Below are 24,651 nucleotides of genomic sequence, written 5' to 3' on the forward strand. Positions count from 1 at the left end.
GGGCAGGGGAGGGGGACGGAGCTTTCGGTGCGGGAGGCCGCTATCGCCTACCGCTGGTGGACCTGGTTCTGCGCGGCCCCGGGCGCTGTTGGGCCGAGGGGTCGGCCGCCACTCGGTCCCGATTCGCGTGGGGGTCCCTATGTGGATTGTCAATAGTCAGGCGAGACTTTCACGTACATCGTATGGGGGTAGCCATGACTGATCGCCGGGCCGCATCGTGCGGGCCGGCGGTGATCAGCGCAGCGGCCTACGCAGCCGTGGCGATGGTTCTAGCAGGGATTTCTCGGAAGAACTCACACCGAGTCAACAGGGCATAGATGACGTTGCAGCGGCTCCGGGCAAGCCACATCACCGCGGCATTGTGTTTCTGTCCTTCAGCCCGTTTACGCAGGTAGTAGTCGCGCGATGCGGGATGGCAGTTCGACGCGATCCACGCCGATCGAAACATCGCGTTTTTCAACTGTTTATTGTCGGCCTTGGTGGGAAACTCGCCGCGGGCCGACGTACCCGACTGCCGGGTGGTCGGCGCGATGCCGGCGTAAGCGGCCAAGTGCGCGGCGTCGGCGAAGTCCTGGCAATCGCCGATGGACAACAAGATGCTAGAGGCGGTCTCGATGCCTACGCCGGGCATCGACATCAAGACCTGGGTAAGAGAGAACGATTCGAGCATCTCCTCGACTTGTCCGGCGATCGTGTCGCGCTGTGCTAGAAGCGCTTTGATGTTCGCCGCCAGCTGGGGAATGACCAATTCTGCTGCCGCAGTGCCGGGTACCGTGACAGTTTGCTCGGCAAGGGCGGCGAAAATTGCGTCAACCAGGGAAGCAGGATCCTTCTTGGCGCGGTTGCGCATCCACTTCAGGACCCGGCCTCGACCTGCGGCGGCCAGTTTTGTCGGACCTTCGTAGTGGATGAGCGAGTCCAGCACCAGCGTGCGCGAGAGAATCTCGCCTGCAAAGACGCGCTCGAGTGCGGGGTGAATCTGTGTGAGCACGCTGCGAAGGCGGTTTTTCGTTCGGGTGGCGTCTTTGGCGATGTCATCGTGGAATCCGGCGAGCATCTTCAGCGCTGCTAGTGTCTCGTCGTCGCGGTCGACTGCCCGCAGTGTGTGCGGCATGGTGCGGGCGGTGTCGGCGATGATGAATGCATTCCGGCGGCGGTTTTTGATCGTCCAGGGTAGAGATCGGCTGCTTTTCGCATGGCTAGGTCGGGGAGGTCTCCGACCGTGCAACCGCAGTCGCGGGCCACGGCGATGGGCAGGGCGCCGATCGTGTTGGGTTGATCGATGACCATGAGAACGCTGCCGTGGGCTTGCATGGACGCGAAGATTTCGCGCCGTGCGGCTTCGTCTTGGGGCAGTGGTTTGTCGTAAATTCTCTCGCCGGTGTTGGTCAGCGCGCAGGCATGGTGGCCGGTTTTGCCGACGTCGAGGCCGATGATGATTTCGGGTGTTGTGGACGGTTCCATGGTGGTGTCCTTCTGTTGCGGCTGGTCGCCGGTGTCTTGGACATCCGTTGCAGGCACCCACGTTACGACGAGACCTCTGTTTGGTCCGTGTCCCTATTAGCTGTCAGCGGTTGTCCCCGGTGTCCGGTGGCAACACCCCCGGATTATGGAAATGTTCACGCAGATAAGCCATACCGGGCCCGGTGACCGCGCCCCGTGAGGGGCACCATCACGGTAACGGGGGTGAGGGGGTAAGGTCAGTAAATTGAGCCTTGCGTAATGCGATAAGCATTGCCTAACCTAATACTGGTTCAGGTGGTGTTCCCGATCGGGAATCGGCAACGGAAGCGAGGCGGCGACGATGAACGGAAAACGTGGATCGACCGGAGAACCCCTCTCCGGAGGGGGAGCCGGGGACGCGGTGGCGTCGCAGACGGATGACGGGCGGTTGGTGCACGTCGCACCGGTCGCAGCGGGTGGCCGACTATCCACCCGCGACATGCTCGTCGCCGCCGCGATTGGCGTCGCGGGGTCTCTCATCATCGTGCCCCTGACTTACCTGCAGGTGTTTGCCGGCATCGCCCACGTTTATCTCGTCGCGGCGACGCTCGGGTTGTGGTTCCTGCAGTGCGTTGTTCCCCTCATCGTCGTCCGCAAGCCTGGCGCGAGCCTCATCGCATGCCTTGCCATGGGCGTCGTGTCCGCGGCGACCACCCCATTCGGCGTCGCCGCAATCGGGGCGCTGATTGTGGAAGGATTGCTCATCGAGCTTCCGTTCATGGTCACCCTGTACCGGCGGTGGACGCGTCCCCAGTTCGTGGCATCGGCGATGTTGTTTTCCGCGCTGATGGGAACGATGGCCCCGCGCGCAGTCGGCGTCGACTCGCTGACCACGCCCATGGCCCTGATCAGCTTCGCCGTAGCCTTGGCATCGAGCCTGGTGTTTTTGGTCCTGGGCTTTGCCGTCGCAAAGGGGCTTCGCAGCCGCGGGGTCACCCGGTGACCGCCGGAGCACCCGCGTGCGCCGGTGCGACACGCGGGACGGCCCCGGCCCGGTTACGGGTTAGTGGCGCGGGCGTGCGGCATGCCGATGGGCGATGGGCACCCGACATGGTGGATCTCTCCTTCGATTTCGGCACGATCAACGCCATCACGGGACCCGTGGGATGCGGAAAGACGAGCCTGGCCCACCTTATCGCTGGACTGATCCCCTCGCACATCCCCATCGACCATGCCGGATTCGTGCACATCGTCGATGCCGACGGCACCGAACGCCCCGTGGACGGGGACCGGGTCACCTTCGTCGGGCAAGACCCGGCGACGCAGGTGCTCACGCTCCGAGTCGTCGATGACGTGTCCATGGCCCTCGAGTTTTCCCTCGTGGAAGCCGGCATCGTCGCCAAGCGATCAGCCGAGGCCCTATCGGAGCTCGGGCTGTCAGAGCTCGCGGAGAAGGATCCGTGGGCTTTGTCGGGTGGGCAACGCCAGCGGATGGCCATCGCCGGTGCGGTGGCCAGGGCGCCGGAGGTCATGATCTTCGACGAGCCCGCGGCCCACGTCGACGAGGACGGTCGCCGGTCGCTGTTCGCCGCCATCCGTGATTTGCGGGCCCCGGGTCGCGTCATCCTGCTCATCGAGCACGACCTCCGCCCGTTCGACGGGTGGGTCGACACGGTGACAATCCTCGATGCGGACGGGAGCGTCGCCGCGCACGGAGCGCCGGAGGGCATCGCGGTGAAGGGCATTGCGACGTCGGCCGCGACCGCCGGAGCGCCGGACGCCAGTACGCCGGGCACGGGGGCACCGGACCGTCTCAGTCCGGACCGGCGGCGAAGGCCCCGGGGAGCCGGGGATGGCGCCGATCCGGAATCGGAGGCGGACGCCGTTCCACTGCTGGCCTTGACCGGAGCCCATGTGGCCCGGGGCAGGGAGCGGATCCTGAACGGGGCCGATCTGACACTGGAACGGGGCGAGATCCATGCCTTGGTCGGCACCAACGGAGCCGGTAAGTCCACCTTGCTGGCGGTGCTGTCGGGCCAGATGAAGGCGGGAGCGGACCTCCGGATCGACGGCGAGCCAGCCCGGCGCGCCCCCGACGCCTTCGCGTCGTGGGCGTTCCAGAACCCCGAGCACCAGTTCACCCGCGCGACCGTCGCCGCGGAAATCGACTCCGCGCTGGCCGGCACGGACCCGCACGGGCCACTCGGCGCCGATGAGCTGCGGAAACTGCGGGAAGCCCTGTGCCCCCGGGCACTTGACCCCGTCTCGCCGTTCGTCCTGTCGGGCGGACAGAAAAGACGGTTGGGCATCTTCCTGGCGGTGGCGGCCAATCGCCGTTTGCTGCTTCTCGACGAGCCGTTGGCGCACCTGGATTCGCCGAGCTCGCGCATCGTGCTGGATGCGCTGGCGGAATACGCCGGGGCCGGCGGAACCGTTGTGTTCACGTGCCACGACCGCCGTGTCGCGCGAACGTGGGCGGATCGGGCGAGCATCGTCGCCGAAGGGAAGGTCGCCTGGTCCGGTCCCGCGACCGACGTGCCGGCTGCCCCGGAGTCGTCCCGGCGGGATCGCGCACTGCCCGCGGCCGGCGCACGGACGTCCGGGGACGAAAGCCCCTGGACCGGTGAATCCGACGCTCGGAGGCGCGCGGGGTTGAACGCAATCACGATCGTCGCGGCGGTGATGCTCGTCCTCGTCGCCGGGCTGCTCTCCGGCGGAGACGCCGTTCTCGCGCTGACGGGGGTTGCGTTCCTCGCACTCGCTGCGATCGCGGAACGCGACGTTCGGGCGACGGCGGGGAAGGTCCTCCTCGTCCTGTTGATCGGGGTGTTCTTCGGCCTGCTCGGGTGGCGCTCCGAGTTCTACGGCGGTGGGGATCCGGCGGAGGCCGTCCGCCACGGCATCCATCACGGACTGCTGCTGACGGCCGTGTTCGCGGGGACGGTCCTGGTCTCCGCGTGCATGCGCGTCGAGGAGCTTTTCGACGCCATGGTGCAACGCCTCCGGGTTCCCTACACATGGTGCACCATAGCGATTTCCGGGGTGAGCATCGCGGCGTTCCTGCGCAGCGAAATCCCCCATCTGACATGGGCGATTAGATTGCGCTCGATGCGACCGGGGCAGTCTTTCCGCTCCGGCTTCATTCGCGCGACGACGCCCGCGTGCATCGCCTTTCCCTTGTTCGTCAGCGCCGTGCGCTGCGCCGAAAAGCTGTCCCTGACCCTGGCGATGCGCAACTTCGGCCGTCATCCGCGGCGCACCTTCCGCACCGATCACCCCTGGCGAGTGCGTGACGGGTTCGCGGCCGCAGCGTCCGCCGCGGCCTTCGTCGCCGCCCTGGTGTCCGCAGTGACTTGACGGGCACCCGGAACCGGCGGGTCCCGGGCCCGCGAGCGTTTCCGAGCTTGTGCGGAGACGCGCCCCACCCAGTTGCTTCACCCTTTCAACCCTTCAGACACATCCTCCGGGTCACGCCATGCGGGCCCGGTCCGCCCGGCACCGGCATGGCGCCGACAACCGAAAGAGGTACCAATGAACACGATCCGGACCATCAGCGACGTGCTTCGGGACAAGGCCGATGAGACGAAAAAGGGGATCACCTTCGTCGAGAATCGGCGGGACGTCTTCGTCCCGTATGGCCGGGTCCACGCGGAGGCGGTGGCGGCTGCGACTCGGTTGGCTGAAGCCGGCATCGGCCCCGGTGATCGCGTGATCTTCCAAGTTTCGGAGAACCGCGGGCTCATCCGGGCGTTCTGGGGCTGCGTCTACGCCGGCGCGGTTCCGGCGCTTGCGCCGCCGGTGTCGGGCCCGGTTGACGTCGACAGGGTGCGGACGCTCTCGGACATGATGCCCGGGGCCCCGATCCTGGTCGACGAACGCAGTCACACGCTGCTCACCGGCGCAAACGGTGCCGTGGTCGTGGGCGAGGACCGGCTGCTCGACGTGTCCATCGTCAATGACGCTGCCGCGGACCCGGGTGCGGCGATGCCGGGTGATGCTGAATCGGACTTCTCCCAGGCGGGGGACGTGGATTCCGGGGATGGCGACGGGGCGGTCCCCGCGTTCCCGGTGCGAGGTGGGACGGCCGGCGAAGCCCTCATCCAGTTTTCGTCCGGCTCCACGGGATCGCCAAAGGGCGTCATCGTAACCAACGAGTCCGTGCTGAACGGTCTGCGCGCGACGATCCCACGCCACGCGCACCGGTACGAGAACAAGATGCTCACGTGGCTGCCTTTGACCCACAACCTTTCGCTGATCGGTTTCCACGTCTACGCCCTTTTTCGTGGGTACGACCAGGTGTTGCTGCCGGTTTCCGAGGTGGTCGCCGATCCCCCGAGGTGGTTCGAGGCCGTGACCAGGCACCAGCCGACGGTGACAGTGTGCCCGAACTTCGCGTTCAAGCATTTCCTGCGCCATCTCGAGCGCCGGCCCCTCGGGGATGACCACGGTTACGACTTCTCCAACGTCCAGAAGCTGATGAGCGGTTCTGAACCCATCGACGCTCCATTGGCCCGGAAGTTCCTCGTGGCGATGTCCGCCATGGGCCTCCGGGAGGATGCCCTGACCTCCGCCTACGGAATGTCCGAAGCTTGCCTCCTGGTTACGACCCGGGACATCTACTCGGGTCTGTCCACGGTGCGACTTGACCGGACGGGCATCGCCACGGGGCAGCGTTTCGAGGACATCGAGAGCGAGTCCGGAGCTGAGTTCGTCGCCTTGGGCAAGGCCGTCCCGGGGATCTCGTTGACCATCCGCGATGACGGGGGCGGGGTCCTCGGCGACGGCACCGTCGGTGAAATCCACATCGCCGGCGCTCCGATGACCCGAGCCGCGATCACAGCAGAGGGGATCGTGGAGCACGAGCTCACCGATGACGGGGCGTTCGCAACGGGGGACATGGGCATTCTCCGCGACGGCGAGTTGTTCGTCCTCGGCCGGAAGAAGGACATCATCTTCGTCAACGGCCGGAACTACTATTCGGCTGATTTGGAAGCCGTGCTGGAGAATGCGCTTGACCGCGATGTTGCCGTTCTCGGCCGGAGCAACCCAGCCACGGGCGAAGAGGAGATCGCCGTGTTCTTGGCCAGGCGGACCCCGACCGATCGTAAGGCCGACGATGCGACCGGTGCCGGGCGATCGGACGGGGATGAACCTCCGATCTCTGAACAGGCGGTGGCCCGGTCCGCGACGACCGAACTGATGCGCGTCGCCGGGGTGCCCGTCTCCCGGGTTCTGTGGGTCGACGAGCTGCCCGTCGCGTCGAACGGCAAGAAGCTCCGCCGCAAGCTCGAGGCTTTGCTCTGAGGAGATGACGATGACCAATGAAACGATCGCGCCGGCCGTCGCATCTACCGCCGTGGGAGGAGCTCGCACCGGGGACCGAGTCGCCCCCGAACGGCTGTCGGAGTCCATCGCCGACGCCATCGGCGTGCACCTGGATTCGGCGGACGTGAAACTCCGCGACCACATCCCGAACTCCCTGACTTTCCTCCAGATGCTGCTGGCGCTGGAGGACGAGTACGGGGTGACCATCGATTACGCGGCGATGGACCCCGGGGTCACGGTCGCTGATTTGGCGGCCGTCATCGACGCCGCCCGGGGTGGCGCTGATGCCGGATCTGCCGCAGGCGCCGCTGCCGGGGCCGACCCCGCTGTAGCGACGGGTGAGTCGGATGACGGCTGTGCCGGCAAAAATGGGGCCGGTCCCGCGGATGCGGTCCCGCTCAATCCAATTCAGACCGCCTACCTGCTCGGCGCGGACGAGGACATCGAGCTTGGCGGCCAAGCGACGTACATTTACGCGGAATCCCGGCACGACTATTCGTTGCCGCAGGTGGAGGAGGCCGTGCGGGTGGTCTTCGGGCGTCACGACGTACTGTTCCATCGGCTCGACGTCGATGCCGGGGTCTTGAGCCCGACCGGCGCGTGCCTCGCCACCGTCGAGGTAGTCGGGTCCGGCGACGATGTCGACGCGGCGGTGGGGGAGATCCGTCGGGACATGCGAACCGCGGCGCGATCGTCGAACGAGGACGGTCCCATGGTCGCCGCGAGGCTGCTCGCAGATGCGGGCGGGTGCAGGATGTTCATCTACTTCAACATGATCGTCATGGATGCGGGTTCGGTGTACCTGTTCTTCGACGAGCTCGAATCTCTGCTGGCCGGGGAGCCGCCGGCTCCGGCTTCCAAATATGGGGATGCCCTGGCGGCAATCTCTGCGCGCCGGCGCGAAGGGAAACGGGCCGAGGACCTCGCCTATTGGGAGAAGAAGGCCGCAGATCTGCCGCGGCGCCCGGAGTTCCCGGCGGCCGTGAGGGGTGACGACGATTGGTCGACCCGGCGCTTGGGCACGGTGCTCGACGCGGAGATCACCGCCAAGCTCGGCGAACGGGCCCGCCGCATTGGAGTTACCCTGTCGTCGCTGGTAATGGCCGTCAACGCCGCCGTCGTCTGCAGGTGGCTGCCCGAATCGGCGTTGACGGTCAACGTGACTGTCAGCGAACGCAGCGGCCTCGCCGCGGGCACGAGGGTGATGGGAGATTTCACTTCATCGATGCTCATCGGCGTCGACGCCGGGAGAGCTGCGACCATCGATGGGTTGGCGGAGGCGATCGACCTGGACATCCGTGAAGGGCTGTCCCACCGCGGCGTTTCCGGTGTGGAGGTGCTACAGCGATTCCTCCGGGACGCGGCCAATCAGACCCAGGCCACTGCTCCGGTGGTGTTCACCAGCTACCTCGGCGGCGAGCGGGGCAGCGGGCGCAGCCCGGTCATCGAACGCATCTACACGCAAACCGCGCAGGTGTGCCTCGACATCCAAGTGATGCCGGCATCGGGCGGGATGACGTTGTCGTGGGACGTGGTCGACGATTACTTCCCTGCGGCAGATACGATGTTCGGGGTCGTTGCGGAGGCCCTGGACGTGGTGGCGGAGGGGGGAGAGGCTCTGCCCATCCGTCATGCGGAGACGGAGGGGGCCGTCGCCCGCTACAATGACGCTGCGGGCCCGATCCACGATGACACCCTGGTTTCGCTTGTCGAAGCCGCATACGCGGCGACTCCGGACGCGCCGGCCGTGCGCCTCGCCGCCCGGGACATCTCGTACACCTACGCCGAGGTCTGGGCCCGGGCCGGACGCATCGCCCGCCATCTCTCAGATTCCGGCGTCGGGGCGGGGGACGCGGTGATCGTGCGCTACACCAAGCATCCCGACGACATCGTTAACATGGTCGGCGCATTGCGTGCGGGAGCCGCATTCGTCCCCGTCGACGCGGGCATGCCGGCCCAGCGACAGGAATACGTCGTGGAAGCCTCAGGTGCGTCGGGCCCGATTCTGGACACCGGCGTGATCGATGAACTGGACCAAAGCGGAGTGGCGGGCGTCGGCAAGCCCGCAGCCGCGGAAGTCTGCGACCGCGCGGGCAGCGCGGGTGCGCACCCTTCGCTTGGCACTGCCCCTGACGACCTTGCCTACGTAATCTTCACCTCGGGGACGACGGGCCGGCCAAAGGGTGTGCGAATCAGTCACCGCAACTGCATCAACACCATCCTCGACGTGAACCGGCGGTATGGGGTCACCTCCGCCGATCGCATCATCGGATTGTCGTCGCTGGGATTCGACCTGTCGGTCTACGACGTGTTCGGGGCGTTCGCGGCAGGCGCGACGGTGACGATGGTCAGAGACGAGCGCGACGCCGATGAAATCCTCGACGTCTTGCGGGAAGAGCGGGTCACGCTGTGGAACTCCGCGCCCGCCCTTTTGGAGCTCGCCCTGGTCCGGGCGGCGGACGACGACGTGTTCCCGGATGTGCGCACCGTATTGCTCAGCGGCGATCGCATCGCAGCGGGGCTTCCGGCGCGCGCCATGGACATGTTCCCGAACGCGTCGATCAATAGCCTCGGCGGTGCGACCGAAGGAAGCATTTGGTCCATCCACTGCCCGCTGCTACGCGACAGCCTGGAAAACCGCATTCCCTACGGGTACCCGCTGGCGAACCAGGGCATCCACGTGCTCGCGCCCGACGGGGTGCATTGCCCCGTCGGCGTGCCGGGGGAAATCCACATCAGCGGTCTCGGCGTCGCGCAGGGGTATGCGGCCGATCCGGAGCGGACCGCTGCCGCCTTCGGGGATGTCCCAGGCATCGGGCGCTGCTACCGAACCGGAGACGTGGGCATCTTCAACGCGGAGGGTTTCGTGGAATTTCTCGGCCGCCGCGATCGTCAGGTGAAAATCGCGGGCTTCCGCGTCGAACTCGGAGAAATCGAATCGGTCCTCGAGCGGTCCGGCCTGGTGACCGCGTCGATGGCGGCGGTCGTCGAATCGGGCGGTCGGGGACTCCTGGCGTGCCTTTACGTTCCGGCGGACGACATGACCGGCTCGCGGGATGCCGTCCGGGCCGAGCTCGCCCGCTGCTTGCCAGCGTACATGGTACCGACGGTCCTGCTGCCCGTGGCGCACCTGCCCGTCACCGTCAACGGGAAACTGGATCAGGAGGAAATTCGTAGGCACGTCGGTGCCGCGGGCGGCGGGGCAACGGCCGATGGCGAGGTCGCCGGGGCGGAGGCCGGAGCCGCGGGCGCGGCTGGTTCCGTCGCCGCCCCCGGGGCGATCGAGTTGGTATCCGGAGTCTTCGACGAGATCCTCGGGGAAGCCCCGTCGACGAGTGGGGCGGATCCGGCGTGCGGCGCGGGAGAGTCCTTCTTCCGCCGCGGCGGCGATTCTCTGCAATTCCAGGTTATGATGCGCGCGATCCGGCAGAAGACGGGCGTCCGGCTCCGTTTCCGCGACGTCATCGCCGACCCGACCATCGCGCACATCGCCGGCCTTGTCTCGGAGGCCATGCGGGAGTCCGGTGCCGAGTCTGAAGCCGTCGCCGAGGCAGTGTCTTCCCTCGATTGTGCCGGCGGTGCCGGTTCAGCCGCAGGAGGTGCCCGAGAATCCTCCGCGAGTGCCCACGGGAAGGATCCGGTGGAACAATTCGGGGACGACCCCCACGCGCCGTTCCCCCTGACCGACATGCAGAAGGCCTACTACGTCGGCCGGAACTCCGGGTTCGAGCTGGGCGGCGTCACCGAGCACTACTACATCGAATCCGTCACCGAACCCGGTACCGACATCGACCGCCTGGAGGACGCCCTCGACAACCTCATCCGCAGGCATCCGATGCTGCGCGTCGTGTTCACCGCACAAGCCACGCAGCGGATTCTGCCGGAGGTTCCGCGCTACCGCATTGCCGTCGCCGACTACCGGGCCGCCGATGAGGCGACCGTGGTCGAGGCGGTGCGGCGCAAGCGCGATGAGCTGAGCCACCAGGTATTCGATCTGGGCAGCTGGCCCTTGTTTCATCTGTCGGCGTTCGCGCTCCCGGACGGGAGGCACCGCCTGTTCTTCAGCGTGGACATGATCATCGGAGACGGGGCGAGCCAACGGATTTTCATCGACGACCTGGACAAGCTGTACCGGGGAACGGAGCTTCCGCCCGTCACCGGCGACTACCGCACGTACGTCTTGGAGATGAAGCGCCGGGAGGCTTCGGCGGTCGGGCGTGGCGATGAGACGTTGACTCGGACGGTGGTCGAGGACTTCCCGCCCGGCAACACCCTTCCATCAATCGGTGCGGCCGCGGACGTGGATGTGCCGCGGATGCGTCGCCTGTCGCACACGTTCACCGCTGAGGAAACCGCACTGTTGCGGGAACGGGCCAGCGCCGCCGACGGCAGCGTGTCCGCACTGCTTCTCGCCTGCTATGCGACGAGCCTGTCGCTGTGGTCGAGGGGGGATTCGGTCGGCATCAACATCACCACGTACAACCGTGATCCCGAAATCGCCGACTTCGCCGGCGTCTTCGGTGATTTCACCGGCGTCATTCTGATGCCGGTGAAAGCGGCCGCCGACTATGACCTCCGTTGGTGGACGGCGGAACTGCGCGACCGGCTGCTCGGGCACATGGCGGCCGGGTACTCCGGGGTGTCGTTGCTCGGCGCCATCGCGCGCCACCGGGGTCTGCCCGTCGGACAGGCCATCGCGCCGTTCGTGTACACCTCGTTGCTGTTCGGCGAGGGTTCCGCGGCAGGCGATGGCTCGGGTAGGGATGCCCACGTCCTGGGTGACGTCGATTACGCCATCTCCCAGACCCCGCAGGTGCTGTTGGACAACCAAGTGATGGAGGTCGGCGGGCGTATCAACGTCGCCTGGGATTTCGTCGAGCAGATCCTGGAACCGGAACTGGTGGAGGACATCTTCGACCACTACATCAGGTCGGTGTCGGGCTTCGCCGGGGGCTGCCCCGAAGCGGCGCCGCTGAGCGTCGGCCAGGTTCGGCGCCTGCGCCTGGCGGTCGGGGGCACTTCTTCCAGCGGTGGGGCGATCGGCGACGGCGTCGCGGGCGCGTCATCGGCGGAGCGCGACAGGTCGGGCTCGATCTCGAGGATCGCATCCGGGGACCTGATGGGCCGAGTTCGCGAATACCTGACGGTCATCACCGGGATGGTCCGGGCCGACCTAGGCGGCGCTGAAGCCGGCGCGGACGACGACCTGTTCCTCCTCGGCTACGACTCCCTGGGATTCGTGAATCTGATGCAGCGGATCCAGGACATCACCGGGGCGTCGGTACCGCTCGCGGAAGCGCTGGCCAAGCCGACGCCACGTGGCGTGGCCGAGCTCGTCGGCCAGTCGACGGCCACGCCGACCGACCGGCGGGACGTGGATGACCCCGGCGCGTCGGCCGCGGACCATTCGCTGGTCCTATTGCGCAGCGGCGATGAGGCGCGCCCGATCTTCCTCGTCCACGGCGGATTCGGCACCGTCGACATCTACCGAGACCTGGCCCTCGCGATCCCCGGTGGCGGGCAGGTGTGGGGCGTCGGCTTCGCGGAGTTCGAGAGACCATTCCCCCACGCCATCGGCATCGGCGACATCGCGGCCCACTACTCGGGCCGGGTCCGCGAGGTGCTCGTCGACGGTGCCGCCCCGGCGATCGTCGGATGGAGCCTCGGCGGCACCATCGCGGCCGAGATGGTGCTCCGTTTGGCCGATCTTGATCCCGCGCTGGTGTTTCTCGACAGCCTGGCTCCGGGGATCGCGGTCGACGTCGGGGATTTCGGCGCGGAATCCGAAAAGGGGCTGCTGTCCCGGGTGGTGCCCTCGATTGCCGATCTCCCGCACGGAACGCCGGTTGCCCGCCTCTGGGCGGAGTTCGGCGGGGTCGACGAGACCGACGGGGAACGGGGGGCCCGTTTGCGTGCCCTGGCCGCAGCGGTCGCACCGACGCTCCTGGAGGACCTTGGGCTTTCCGGCGACCGGGTGACGGCGACGGAGTTCAACTCGCTGCGCTCGCTCATCGATGCCCGCACCCGGTACCGGCCCGGGGGGCGGGTGAGGGAGGCGCTGTTCGTTCTCCCCGATGACGGCGAGGCTCACAACCACGACCAGTGGCGGGACCACCTCGTCGATGACCTCTGCGTCGCCGGCGTCGCGGGAAACCACTATTCGTTCGTCCTCGGAGAGGATGCCGCGTTGACCGGGGCCCTCATCGGGGAGTACATCGAACGCCGGCGCCGGGCGCCGGAAACGGACGACAGGGCAGCGGACCCGTCGTCCGAAGGAATCGACCGGTCGCGGGACCGGGGAAACGAGATGGAAAATGACTGACCGACGAAACGGCGGGGAAGCACGGGACCGCGACGCGGGCGAACCCGTGAAAGTGCTGGTGGCCGGAGGTACCGGCGTCACCGGACGGCTCGTCCGGGGGATGCTCGGCGTCGTCGACGGGATTGAGCTGGCCTACACTTCCCGGCAGAAGCCAGACGATGGCCCGGGGCGGCACTTCCCGCTGAGGATCGCCGCCGGCCACAACGAGATCTGCAGGGTCTTCCGAAAACACGATTGGGTGGTCAACTGCACCGGCCCGTTCGAGGTGCACGCAGACTCACTCGCCCGTGCTTGCATCGACTCAGGTACCGGGTACATCGACGTCAACGATTCGATCGACGCCCGCCGCGCAATCATGGCTCTCGACGGGGATGCCCGGCGGGAGGGGGTTCCCGTGCTCACCGGGTTCGGCCTGTGCCCGGGCTTGTCGACGGCACTGTTGATTCTCGGGGCCCGCGCTGCGGGGGTCGAAGAGGTCCGCGATGTGCGGGTCGATCTGCGAATCGGCGCCGACCAGGAATCCGGGGCCGCGTCGGTCGAGTCGATGTTCCGGACCATTCGCGGCGGATACCGCGCAATGCTCGGCGGCGCCATTGTCGAAGTACGGCGCAACCCGGTGTCGTCGCAAAGCGGAATCGGCTATGAATGCCCGGACATCGACGTCGTACGCGAGGTGTGCCCCTCGATCCGCGGCTATTCCTACCACGTCGCCTTCGATGCTCTCCCCGATGAGTCGGTGGAGAAGATCTGCACGTCGAGACTGTACGCGATGCCCGTTGTCTCCGGTCTGCTCGCCCGTCTCGGGGCGGCCGTGACATCGCGGAAGGCGCGGGTGAAGGGCACTCCGCAACCCGCCGAGCTGGTCGTCGCACTGTTGTCCGCCGGCGCGGGCGATGCGGGGCCGACGGCCGAGACGACCGTCGTCCGGGCGACCGGCCCGGGTTCCTACAAAATGACCGCGGCGATTGCTGCCGCCACCGTTGTGGCGGTCGCGGGGAAGCCGGTCGCGCCGGGGTGCCGGGATCTCGTCGGCCACCCCCGGCTCCTCGAACCGGTCCTCGCCTTCGCCCGCGATGCGGGCATCCATATCGAGGTGCCGCATGACAACCCGACCACGGGGCCGCTGCCGACAGCGGCCCACTGCGATACCAAAGAAAAGGGGAAACGATGACGGATCAAGCTGAACGAGGTGCGGCGATCGTCGTCCGCGACCTCACGAAGAGCTACCCGATTGCGGGCAATGCGGGCAATGCGGGCACCCCGCCCGAAGGCGGGGCAGGTGCCCCGCCGGACGGCGGGCGCAAGGGAAAGCGCGGCGCCCGGATGCGCAAGCATGTGCTCGACGGCGTGAGTTTTACCGTGCCCGCCGGGGCGATCGTGTCGTTCCTCGGCCACAACGGTGCAGGCAAGACCACCCTCATCCGAATCCTGTCGACGCTCATCACCGCCGACTCCGGCGAGGTGAGCATCTTCTCGCGCGATGTGAAAGAGGACCCGGCGGGCGTGCGCGCCGACATTGCCACCACCGGCCAATTCGCGGCGATCGACGAGAACCTCACCGGCCGGGAGAACCTGGAGTTCTTCGGGCGGCTGCGCGGGCTCGACCGCGCCGCCGCGGCCGCCCGCGCGACGGAACTGCTCGCGCAATTCTCGCTCGCGGACAGTGCCTCGACGCTGGCGTCGGCCTATTCGGGTGGCATGCGGCGCCGTCTCGACATCGCCGCGTCGCTGTGCGTCGTGCCCAGGCTGCTGTTCCTCGACGAACCCACAACGGGGCTGGACCCTGTCAGCCGCGAAGAGCTGTGGGGCTTCATCCGGCAACTGCGCGACGACGGAATGACCCTGGTGCTGACCACCCAGTACCTGGAAGAGGCGGAGGCGCTGGCCGACCACGTCCATCTGCTCAAGGATCGCCGCATCGTCGCCAGCGGAACGCCGGAGGAATTGCGCCGCGACTTCGGGTCGCACGTGCTCCGCGTGTCCTTCGCCACCGCCGCCGAGGCGGAGGCGTTCGCCTGCTGCCTCGGGGGAACGTGCCTAGACGGCGCCCGCGTCGCGGGGAAGTTGGTGTCCCTCGACGTCGACCCCGGACCGCGGGTCCTCGAGGCGGCGGCGCAGGCGATGGAGGCCTCGGAAGCGTCGCCGGATTCGCTGAGCGTGTCGTCACCCACCCTCAACGAGGTGTTCATATCGATGAACGCGGGGGGTGCGGCGCGATGAGTGCGACGTCGGTCGCGGCGTTTCTCCGTCGGGATCTGCTGCTGTTGCGACGCAACACCGCGTCGCTGATCTCCATGTTCGTAGTTCCGCCCCTCTTCCTGCTGTGCCTGTACGCGGTGTTTGGATACTCGGCGGGGCAATCCGGCTTCGGGTACCTGCGTTTCGTGCTCGGCGGCTGCCTGTTCCAGGCGGCGATGTTCACCGCCGCGGCGTCGGCGATGGCGGTGGGACAGGACGTCGAATCCGGGCTCGTTGACCGCGTGCGCGTGTTGCCCGGGGCCACAGGCGGCTATGTCGCCGGCAGGCTCGCCACCGATGTGCTGCGGATGTCCGCGTCGATCGCGGCGCTGCTGGTCGTCGCGTGGGCCTGCGGCCTCGACATGGCTGTCGGTGACGTCGCGTGGACTGTCCTGTGGTCGCTGCTCGCCGCGGCGGTCCTGTCCCTGGTCACGGACGGGGTGATCCTGATGGTGCCCGCCCCGGTGTCGACGGCCTCATCGATCCAGGCGCTGGAAATGCTGCTGCTCATGTTCTCTACCGCGTTCATTCCGGCGACCGCTTTGGACGGCTCCCTGCGCGACGTCGTACGTCACATGCCGTTTTCGCCGATGATCGAGGTGATCAGGGCGGCGTCCCCGGACGCCTTCCCGGATAGCGCCGGGGAAGAGGCAGCCCTGTGGCTCGGTGTCGCGGTGGTCGCCGGAATCGTCCTGTTCATCCGCCGGTTCACCTCGAGGAGCGAATCATGATCGGCGCCATCTTCGTGCATCTGCGGCGCATCGCCCACATTTGGCTGCGGCGCCCCGACTTCTGGTTCATGACGTTCATTGCTCCGCTCGTGTACCTGTTCATCGTCAACCGCATGTTCGGTGGCCTGGTCAGGCAGCTCACCGGAGAGTTCGAACTCCGGAACGCGGTCATCCTGGTCGTGACGGCGTGGGCGTTCATCCTGGCCATCACGGGATCGTCCACCGTGTTCGTTGAACGCAGCAATGGCTTCCACGAGCGGTTAATCACCATGCCGTCACCGTACGCGGCCGTGTCGGCCGCACGGATCATTGCCGAGTTCATCCGGATCATGGCGATGACGGCCGTCGTCGCGGCGGTGGCCGCCTTGCTTTCCGACGGCCCCCCGGAGGTGTCCTGGTGGTGGAGGATCGCGGTGACCGGGGCGATGGTTGCCGCGGCGGCCGCATGCACCGGCACGTACATCGCGTTCTCCATCACCAGCCCCCAGGGGTCCGTGGCCCTCATCCCGTTAATCATCGTTGCGATGTTCGTCAACACGGTGCTCATGCCCGCCGACCACTTCCGTCCCCTCCTGCGCGGAATCGCCGGGCACACCCCCGTATCCGCGGCAGGCGAGGCCGTCAACGGCACCGGGGCTGCGGGTCTGGTGGTCTGCGCGGCCTGGTTCTTAGGCATCGCCGTGCTCGCGGCGTGGGGCATCGCCGTGAAAACGAGGCCGGGGGAGTCTGCATGACGGGCACGTCCACGGGGGCGGCGCCGCCGACGACGGCCCGCGAACCCGAGCACCTAACCCGAAACCGCCGCGTGGACGCGGCCCACACACCCCGGAGACAGAACCAGATGAAGTCGATTGCCCAGATCGTCCAGAACAACCGCAGACTCCTCGCGGCCTACGAGGACAAGGTCCAGCCGAGGTTCCTCAGCCGCTATGCGCGTGAACCGATGGACGCCGCCGCCGTGTATCGGAAGCTCCGTGCGCTGGATCCCGGGCCGGATGCGCCGGCCCGGGTTCTCGACCTCGGTTGCGGAACCGGGTGGCTCGCCCGCATGCTCGCCGCCGAGCCTCGCTATCGCAGGGCGAACATCGTCGGCTACGACCTGTCGCCCAATGCGATCCGCATCGCCCGCGAACGCGCCGCCGTCGAAAGGCTCGGGGCCCGGACGGAATTCCACGTCGCCGATGTCCTCGCGCCGCTCGCGGGAGAGCCCGGCAGGACCGATGAAATCTGGGTGTGCGGCGCGCTCCACCAAATGAAGGATGCGGGTGCCGCGCTCGGCAGGGTCGCCGGTCTGCTCGCCGACGGCGGCATCGCTTACGTGCAGACGTTCGCCGAGGATCCCGACGTGAACGAGCGGGTCGACATGGCCGTCATGGCGAAGATGGGCCACCGGGTGTTCCGGGGCAGCGAGCTCGAGGACCTCGCCGAAGCCAACGGGCTGAAGCTGGGCGGAGCCTCACACGCCGGCATGGTGTACTTCTGCACTCTCACGAAGAAAAGCGCGATCGGGGAGGCGGGCAAGTGAGCGCCGTGGACGGGACCGTAGGCCCGTGGTCGCTGCTCGCCCCGATCCGGACACGGATGCGTGCGGTGGTCGCGTTATCCGTCCTGTCGTCGGTGGCTACCGTCGCTTCGCTGGTCGGCATCATCGACATCGCGATGACGTACCCGGAGGCCCCGGAGCATCGGACGTGGTTGGCCGTGGCTGTCATCGTCGTCGCCGCAACGGTGCGCATGGCCGCGGACGGCGCCGCCGGCATGCTCTCGCACCGGGCGGATAACGACCTGCAGCTCCACCTCCGGCGCCGGCTGGTCGCCCAAATCCGGAAGTTGCCGCTGGGCTGGCTGGACGCCCGGCGCTCGTCGGGAATCATCGGGTCGGTTGAGAAGGACGTCGCGGCTGTCCACCAGCTCATGGGCCACACCGTCGGTGAGACCGTGGTGGCGGTGCTGGTTCCCCTGCTTTCCCTCATCGCGCTCGTCGCGGTGGATTGGCGGATCGCGGCGGTGGCGATCGTCCCGGTGCTGGTCACCTTCGCCCTGATGGGCGTGATGATTTCGCGCGGAGCCGGTCTTCAGCGCGACTACGAGCGAGCCTCCGAAGGAGTGACGGCCGCGGTCATCGAGTTGGTGCGCGGTATCCCGGTGATGAAGTCCTTCGGACGCGCCAACCAGGGCGCGGGTCGCTACGATGCCGCGGCGTTGTCGTTCGTCCGCGCGTGGTCCGCCTGGTCCCGGCAATCGAACATCTATCTCGGGTTCATCGACGTGGTGACGTCCCCGATCACAGTCCTCGCAGTGGTGTGCTGGGCCGGCCTCGCTCTGAGGGACGCCGCGGGCGGCATACCGGAGGGTCTCGTCGCCGGGCTGGTTCTCAGCCTTGGACTCTCCGCGGCGATCGTGCGGGTGGCCATGAACTCCGAACCCATCATCGCGGGGATTGCCGCCCTGAAGTCCATCGCGGAGGTGCTGGGCACGCCGCCAATCGCCGAGCCCGCCGATCCGGTGCCCGTGCGCGGAGGCGCGCTCGAGGTCCGGAACCTGGTCTTCTCCTACGGCGATGGGCCGCGGGTCCTCGACGGGATGTCCGCGACGTTCGAACCGGGGACCCTCACTGCGCTGGTGGGGACCTCCGGTTCCGGAAAGTCCACCGTCGCCCGGCTGTTGGCGCGTTTCCACGACCCCGTTGAAGGCTCGGTGCTGCTGGGCGGCGCCGATCTTCGCGACATCGCCGTGCGCGACGTGCACCGCTCGGTGTCGGTGGTGTTCCAAGATCCGCAGTTGCTCACGCTGCCGTTGCGGGAGAACATCCGGCTGGCCAGGAGAGACGCCACCGACGGCGAAATCATGGCGGCCGCGAAGCTCGCGAACCTCGATGCGGCCATCGCGGCGCTGCCGAAGCGTCTGGATTCGGTGGTCAACGTCGACGTGACCTTTTCCGGCGGTGAGGCGCAGCGCGTGGCCATCGCGAGGTCGATCGTCACGGACGCGCCGGTGCTCATCTTCGATGAGGCAACCGCTTATGCGGATCCGGCTTCCGAGGCCCTCATCCAGTCCGCAATCGAGCGTTTGGCCCGTTCGCGGACGGTGATTGTGATCGCGCACAGGTTGAGCACGATCCGCAACGCCGACCGCATCCTCGTTCTCGATGGGGGAGCGGTCGCGGAGGCGGGTACCCACGACGAGTTGCTTGCGCGCGGTGGCCGCTACCGGGATTTGTGGCGCGCGTTCGCGCTCGACGACGAACCATCCGCTCCGCGGGGCACTGAATCAGACGATGAAAAGGCGGGGAACCGATGATTCGGGACTTGTGGTCGATGACGGATCGGCGCTCGAGAATGACGCTGGCGTGGCTCATTGCGTTGGCCGCGCTTGCCTCGCTGGCCCAGGGAGCGGCGTTCGTCGCGCTGCTGCCGCTGCTGTCGGCTCTGGCCGAGGGAGATGATGCGACGGCGTGGCGTTTCACCGGCGTCATCGCCGGCCTCGCGGTCGCCCATGCGGTGCTGTCCCTCGCCGCGGGGACGGTCGGCAGGGCGAATTCCGCAGCGGTGCTGTCGTCCCTGCTGCGTTCCCTGGGCAAACGCGTGCTGACGTTGCCACTCGGGTACGTCACCAAGTCCACGGCCGGCCGCTTTTCGGAGATGGCGTCGTCGGGTATCGCGTTCGCGGCGTCCGTGCCGCACGTGATCCTGCGGCCCGTCATCGCCGCGGTGGTTGCGCCGACCGTCATCGCCTTCGGAATTCTGGCGGTGGATTGGCGCGTCGGTTTGGTTCTCGTCGCGTCGGCGCCGGTGCTCTTCTTCGCCTACCGGGCCATTGGCCGGGTCGGCGGGGAGTCGGACGAAGCGCATGCTGACGCCGTCGCTGCCGTCTCCGGCAGGCTGATCGAGTTCACCCGCTGCCAGCAGGCGATTCGCGCCGCGAGCGACGGTTCGGCGGCGGACGCGATGGTGGATGAGGCGATCCGGGCCCAACACGATACGTTCGCGAAGGCGACGTCGACGCAGGGGGCGGCCATCGGACGGTTGAGTTCGGTCGTCCATGCGGTGTTCACGGCGGCGGTAATCGTCGCCGTAGCAGTCGCCGCGACGGGCGGGATGGCGCCGGCGCAGTTGGCGCCAATGCTCATCGTGGTCGTCCAGTTCACCGGACCGATCACCACGGCGGGAGCGTTGTCCGGCGGTTTCGGTGCGGGCCGCAACACGTTGGCTGCGTTGCGTGACCTTCGGGCGATCCCCGCCCTTCCCGAACCGACCGCACCGGAGCTGCCCAACGGGCATGACGTGGAGTTCCGCGGCGTGAGCTTCGGGTACGGGGATAAGAAGGTTCTCGACGGCGTCAGCTTCCGTGCACCTCAGGGAGCGCTGGTTGCTGTAGTGGGACCGTCGGGGGCGGGCAAGACGACGGTCATGCGGCTGCTGTCGCGTTTTCATGATCCGGACTCGGGGGAGATCCTCATCGGCGGGGTGCCCTTGCCTCGGATCGGCACCGACGGCGTGAACTCGCTGGTGACCCCGGTGTTCCAGGAGACGTTCCTTTTCGACGCGTCCGTGCGGGACAACGTGGTCTTCGCCGACCCCGAATTCGGTTCCGGGCCCGGTGACGGGGACCGCTTGCGCGAGGCCGCTCGGCGTTCCGGGGTGGACCGCATCGTGGAGCTGCTGCCTTCCGGGTGGGATACCCCGGTGGGGGAGGAGGGGACGCTGCTGTCGGGAGGCGAGCGGCAGCGCCTCGCCATCGCCCGGGCGCTTCTGAAGGATTCCCCGGTGGTGCTTCTCGACGAGCCGACGTCCTCGCTGGATGCGGCCACTGAGCGGGCGATCGTCGGCACGATGGAGGCGTTGCGCGGCGATCGCACCGTGATCGTCGTCGCCCATCGCCTGCACACCGTCCGCGATGCCGACCTCATCGTCGTGCTTTCGGAGGACGGGACGGTCGCAGAACGGGGCACGCACGATGAATTGCTGGCGAAGGGCGGCCGCTACGCCGAGTCGTGGGCGTGTCGGACGGGGAGCTCCTCGGGCGCCTGATCCTCATCACCTGGTCGATGCCCTCACGGGCCGCCCTGCCGCAGCTTCCCGAATCCCACCGCCAGGCGCTCGGTGGGCAGAGCGAAACCGCCGACGAAAACGCCGAGCAGCACGAACACCGACGAGCTGTAAGGCTGAAGCTTCCTAGAAAGCGAAAATAGCCCTCTTCCTCATTCCCGTGAAAGCTGGGAGGGAAGGGGGCTCTTTGCTGCCTTGCCGCTAGCTACTACCGCCCGTGCACCTGGTTTTGAGCAATTTCCAGCCCGTGGCTGGCGATTAGCTCCACTGCCTCCGCCGCGGTGGGCAGGGTGAAAGCGAGTTCCTCGCGCTCCTTGGCATTGAAGTTGCGCAGCACATAATCAGCTGGATCCTGGCGGCCCGGAGGACGACCAATGCCAATGCGCACGCGCATGTAGTCCTTCGTGCCCAATGACTTCGATGTCGAACGCAGGCCATTGTGGCCATTCTCGCCCCCGCCGCGCTTAAGGCGCACCACACCCGGGTCTAGGTCCAGCTCATCGTGGACCACCACGACGTCGCTAGGTGCGACATTGAAGAACTTCGCCAGCGCCGCGACCGGCCCACCCGACAGATTCATGTACGTCCGGGGCTTAGCCAGAATCACCTGTCGCTCGCCACCATCGGAGGTTTTAAACCGAGTCTGCACAATCTCAGCATTCGATTTCTTGTGCACGCTAAACGACGAAGGCATCGGAGAAGTCCGGCTGGCTAGTTCATCTAGCACCAGATGTCCGACGTTATGGCGGGTGAGTTCATATTTGGGCCCAGGGTTGCCGAGCCCCACGACAAGCAGAGGCGTGGTGGAGGCGTTCATGAGTTCAATCTTGGCACACCGTGCACGGTCTTATGATTTTTCTGCGGGTGACTCTTAACGTTGATTGACTTTGAAAACGCCCCGTACTCGTCAAACAAAACTACAAGGAGCCGCGGCTCGTACACCTCGCCCGAGATAGCTGCGGCTTTCTGCTGCGCGTAGCGGTGTTCCATCTCCGCATGCACCCACTGGATAAGGCGGACATGCTCCGCGTCGGTTGACGTGTACATCACCACATTGGGTAGGTGCTGCACCAGGGGAACGTAGTCCGAGCTACCTTTACCGTCGGCAATCATTGCATCGGCACCCGCGAGCACGCAGCTAGTCAGCAGCCATGAGGCCCAAAACGACTTACCGCTACCAGTGCCGCCGCCGACCAGTGCGTGCGGTGAGCGCGCCATAGCAGCCGACAGCACTTCGCCGTCCGCCGTGCGGCCCTGCACCCACGCCAGGCGCGGATACGCGGCAACAGATGACGCGTAAAACTCTTCCAACGAGTCGGTGCCAGTTACATGGAGTTGCTCGTCTGCGCCAGGCACCCAGGGGGTCATGCGGGCAGCCCTCGGCGGGGTGACGATTGCCACACGGTCAGCGGCCAAACGGCGCAGTTCAACGTCGCATTTCACGACACCGCGCAGCTTTTCAACAGTCCGGTTCCAAACGTCGAACCCAACAGTCGGCGGGGTTTTCACTGCCAAGTAACCGCGACCGTCACCTGTCACACCCCACCCCTGCGGAGTAGGGCAGAGGTAGGAGGTCACCCCGTCCGCGCGTTTAGTGACGTAGGCGAGACCCAGCTTGTGCATGGTGTGGTTCCAGTGTGCCAGCGTCGTGGACTGCACCAGCTCCCAGAGGCCGCGCGCGTCGCGCTTGACGAGCTGATAGCCGCGGGTGGCTTGCATGTCGTGACCCGCGACCTGCGCCGTGAGGCCATTGCTGGTTACGTCGTAGAAACCGGCGGAGCGCAGGGCTTCCACCGCGTCGCCGGTGTCGAGTTCCAGTGTCAGGCCTACGCTGTCCGGCTCAAACCGCACCACGTGCTCGTGCCACGGCTGCGGGGAAAACACCGCGCCGTAGATACGCAGCAGCTCGTGCACAGAGTCACCGGGCAGCTTGCCGACCCCCGGCTCATGGAACGAGCCGCCCTTTACGTGCTGGGCAAGCTGCGAGTAGCGTTCGCGGTAGCTGGCGAGGTCAGCGACTGCCTCGTCGATAAGTGCGGGGTCGCAAAAACCCTCGTCCACGGTGTCCGTCTCTGCTACTTGCTCCGTGTCACCGGGAACCTGCGGCAGGGTGTCGTCGCCGAGTCCGGCGAAAAAATCTTTAGCCATTTTCTTACTCCTAAACGTTTGTCCATGACTCCGTTGCGACCTCCGCGTCCGGCCGGTCAGCGGTCGTCATGGTGAACACAAAATTGCCGTTTGACTGGTCGATATGAAAATCAAAAAGGTCTTTCACATTGAGGCGGCGACGAATGCGCTCCTCATTCTTTTCCAAGTCAGCGAGGCGGTACTGCGACGGCGCGGACACTCGCGCTTCCACGTCGCCAGTTTCCGCTAGTGGGGTCAGCGACACGGTGCAGCAGCCCGTGTGGAAAGCCTTGCCATTCTCGTCGTAGGTGGTATTCGCCAGGCCGCCAGCCTCTAAAGCGTCGTCCAAATCAGCGAAGCGCCCGCGCCCTGTCTTCTGGTCGAACACGACCGTCACGGCACTGCGTGGCGGTACCCGCACCTCGTACCGGCGACCCCTGAACCATGCGGCGAGCCACAGGGCAATGGCGGCGACCGCCGTGTACCCGGCAGCAGCATTGTGCAGCAGCACCGAGACCAGATACAGCGCGGCGAGCACGGCGAGCCAGCGGAGCCACCGCCTGCGACAGGTGGGCTGCCACAGCCACCGCGGAGTGTCGATGTGCGGCAGGCTCCACTGCGGGCGGGGTAGCTCCAGCCTGTCGAGCAGCCCGGCGCGGTTGTCCGTCTCCTGTGGTGGGGCGAAGTCAATGTCGGGGTCGCCGAGCGGCTGCATGATGGTCGTCTCGTCGTTATCTACTGGGTAGAAGACGCGGGTTTCGTCATTCATCGTTACCTCCGCAAATCATGGTGTAGGCGAGGAGATAGGTGGCATAGGGCTGCTTCACGCGCCCCTCGTCCAGTGCCTCGTTGTATATCGAGTACCGCTTGGAGACGCTGGCCTCGCCGCATACCCACGCTTCCTGTGGCAGCTCCTCGCGCCAGCCGGAGTCACAGCCGTCGGGCACCAGGTAGGTGTCCGCGTCCGGGTCAGAGTTCACTTGGAAAGCGGGCGGGGTGCCAGTGCCGACCCACTGGAAGCAGGCCTTTAATATGTCGGGACGGTAGGGGCGGACTTGGCCGAGGTCGTCCACAAGCTGCTGCCCGCGCTCGTACGGCGACGATGTAATGGACGGCGTAGGCGACGGAGTAGAGGTGGCTGTCGAGGTCGGACTAGCTGTCACCGCCTCGCCACTGCCACTGGTGCCGTGCGGCAGCCACAGCCACACGGTCAGCAGTGCCAGTGCAGTGCAGGCTGCATACGCTAGACGCGACACATCACGCGGGTGCGGGCGGCCGCCGCCATATTTCGCGGTAATCAGCTCCGGGCCGGGAAGTGTGGAAGAAAATTCTTCGAACTCTCTTTGCGCGCCGTCGCTGTGAAACGGCGGCACGTCGAGGATTACCGATTTCATGCCGCTACCTCCAATCTAAGCGT

The 24,651-nt window shown here is 66.8% G+C and carries 15 protein-coding genes and 1 pseudogene; 11 read left to right on the forward strand and 5 right to left on the reverse strand.

Annotated features, from left to right (window positions below; translation table 11 throughout):
- Positions 1-247 precede the first annotated feature (247 nt).
- Positions 248-1,464: pseudogene (locus ABRP95_RS09385) on the reverse strand (IS110 family RNA-guided transposase).
- A gap of 478 nt (positions 1,465-1,942) precedes the next feature.
- Between ABRP95_RS09385 and ABRP95_RS09390 the strand changes: the two are divergent.
- The 11 genes from ABRP95_RS09390 (at position 1,943) to ABRP95_RS09440 (ending at position 21,089) form a co-directional block, all read left to right on the forward strand.
- Positions 1,943-2,446, forward strand: coding sequence for an ECF transporter S component (locus ABRP95_RS09390; RefSeq protein WP_284819571.1), 504 nt, complete (start codon positions 1,943-1,945; stop codon positions 2,444-2,446).
- A gap of 107 nt (positions 2,447-2,553) precedes the next feature.
- Positions 2,554-4,800, forward strand: coding sequence for an ATP-binding cassette domain-containing protein (locus ABRP95_RS12100; protein WP_284854085.1), 2,247 nt, complete (start codon positions 2,554-2,556; stop codon positions 4,798-4,800).
- Positions 4,801-4,974: 174 nt separating this feature from the next.
- Positions 4,975-6,747, forward strand: a complete 1,773-nt coding sequence (locus ABRP95_RS09400) for an AMP-binding protein (protein ID WP_284783401.1) — start codon at positions 4,975-4,977, stop codon at positions 6,745-6,747.
- A 10-nt stretch (positions 6,748-6,757) separates the two neighbouring features.
- Positions 6,758-13,090: a non-ribosomal peptide synthetase gene (locus ABRP95_RS09405; RefSeq protein WP_284851815.1), complete on the forward strand. Its 6,333-nt coding sequence runs from the start codon at positions 6,758-6,760 to the stop codon at positions 13,088-13,090.
- Positions 13,083-14,261 carry a saccharopine dehydrogenase family protein gene (locus tag ABRP95_RS09410; RefSeq protein WP_284771091.1) on the forward strand — a complete coding sequence of 393 codons (1,179 nt, stop codon included), beginning with the start codon at positions 13,083-13,085 and terminating at the stop codon, positions 14,259-14,261. Before ABRP95_RS09405 ends, ABRP95_RS09410 begins: the two co-directional genes overlap by 8 nt.
- Positions 14,258-15,310: an ABC transporter ATP-binding protein gene (locus ABRP95_RS09415; protein WP_284771092.1), complete on the forward strand. Its 1,053-nt coding sequence runs from the start codon at positions 14,258-14,260 to the stop codon at positions 15,308-15,310. The genes ABRP95_RS09410 and ABRP95_RS09415 overlap by 4 nt, the downstream gene beginning before the upstream one ends.
- A complete protein-coding gene (locus ABRP95_RS09420) occupies positions 15,307-16,059 on the forward strand; it encodes an ABC transporter permease (protein ID WP_005510617.1) in 753 nt (250 codons plus the stop codon). Before ABRP95_RS09415 ends, ABRP95_RS09420 begins: the two co-directional genes overlap by 4 nt.
- Positions 16,056-16,793, forward strand: coding sequence for an ABC transporter permease (locus ABRP95_RS09425; RefSeq protein WP_284771093.1), 738 nt, complete (start codon positions 16,056-16,058; stop codon positions 16,791-16,793). The genes ABRP95_RS09420 and ABRP95_RS09425 overlap by 4 nt, the downstream gene beginning before the upstream one ends.
- A complete protein-coding gene (locus ABRP95_RS09430; RefSeq protein WP_284785440.1) occupies positions 16,790-17,584 on the forward strand; it encodes a class I SAM-dependent methyltransferase in 795 nt (264 codons plus the stop codon). Before ABRP95_RS09425 ends, ABRP95_RS09430 begins: the two co-directional genes overlap by 4 nt.
- Positions 17,581-19,359: an ABC transporter ATP-binding protein gene (locus ABRP95_RS09435; RefSeq protein WP_349839277.1), complete on the forward strand. Its 1,779-nt coding sequence runs from the start codon at positions 17,581-17,583 to the stop codon at positions 19,357-19,359. The genes ABRP95_RS09430 and ABRP95_RS09435 overlap by 4 nt, the downstream gene beginning before the upstream one ends.
- On the forward strand, positions 19,356-21,089 hold the full coding sequence (locus ABRP95_RS09440; RefSeq protein WP_284771096.1) for an ABC transporter ATP-binding protein: 1,734 nt from the start codon (positions 19,356-19,358) through the stop codon (positions 21,087-21,089). The genes ABRP95_RS09435 and ABRP95_RS09440 overlap by 4 nt, the downstream gene beginning before the upstream one ends.
- A 226-nt stretch (positions 21,090-21,315) precedes the next feature.
- Here the strand turns inward: ABRP95_RS09440 and pth are convergent, their stop codons facing one another.
- Genes pth through ABRP95_RS09460 form a run of 4 tightly spaced genes read right to left on the reverse strand, consistent with a single transcriptional unit; the run spans position 21,316 to position 24,607 of the window.
- Entirely contained in the window at positions 21,316-21,924 is a 609-nt protein-coding gene (pth, locus tag ABRP95_RS09445) for an aminoacyl-tRNA hydrolase (protein ID WP_284851819.1), read from the reverse strand.
- Positions 21,921-23,255, reverse strand: a complete 1,335-nt coding sequence (locus ABRP95_RS09450) for an FtsK/SpoIIIE domain-containing protein (RefSeq protein WP_349839278.1) — start codon at positions 23,253-23,255, stop codon at positions 21,921-21,923. Before ABRP95_RS09450 ends, pth begins: the two co-directional genes overlap by 4 nt.
- Positions 23,256-23,265: 10 nt before the next feature.
- Entirely contained in the window at positions 23,266-24,003 is a 738-nt protein-coding gene (locus ABRP95_RS09455) for an RNA-binding protein (protein WP_349839279.1), read from the reverse strand.
- The gene (locus ABRP95_RS09460) at positions 23,996-24,607 is read right to left on the reverse strand and encodes a hypothetical protein (RefSeq protein ID WP_349839280.1); all 612 of its coding nucleotides are present in this window, start codon (positions 24,605-24,607) and stop codon (positions 23,996-23,998) included. Before ABRP95_RS09460 ends, ABRP95_RS09455 begins: the two co-directional genes overlap by 8 nt.
- Positions 24,608-24,651 lie beyond the last annotated feature (44 nt).

It is taken from the genome of Corynebacterium sp. KPL2895, assembly GCF_040225815.1.
Taxonomy (GTDB): Bacteria; Actinomycetota; Actinomycetes; order Mycobacteriales; family Mycobacteriaceae; genus Corynebacterium; species Corynebacterium rhinophilum.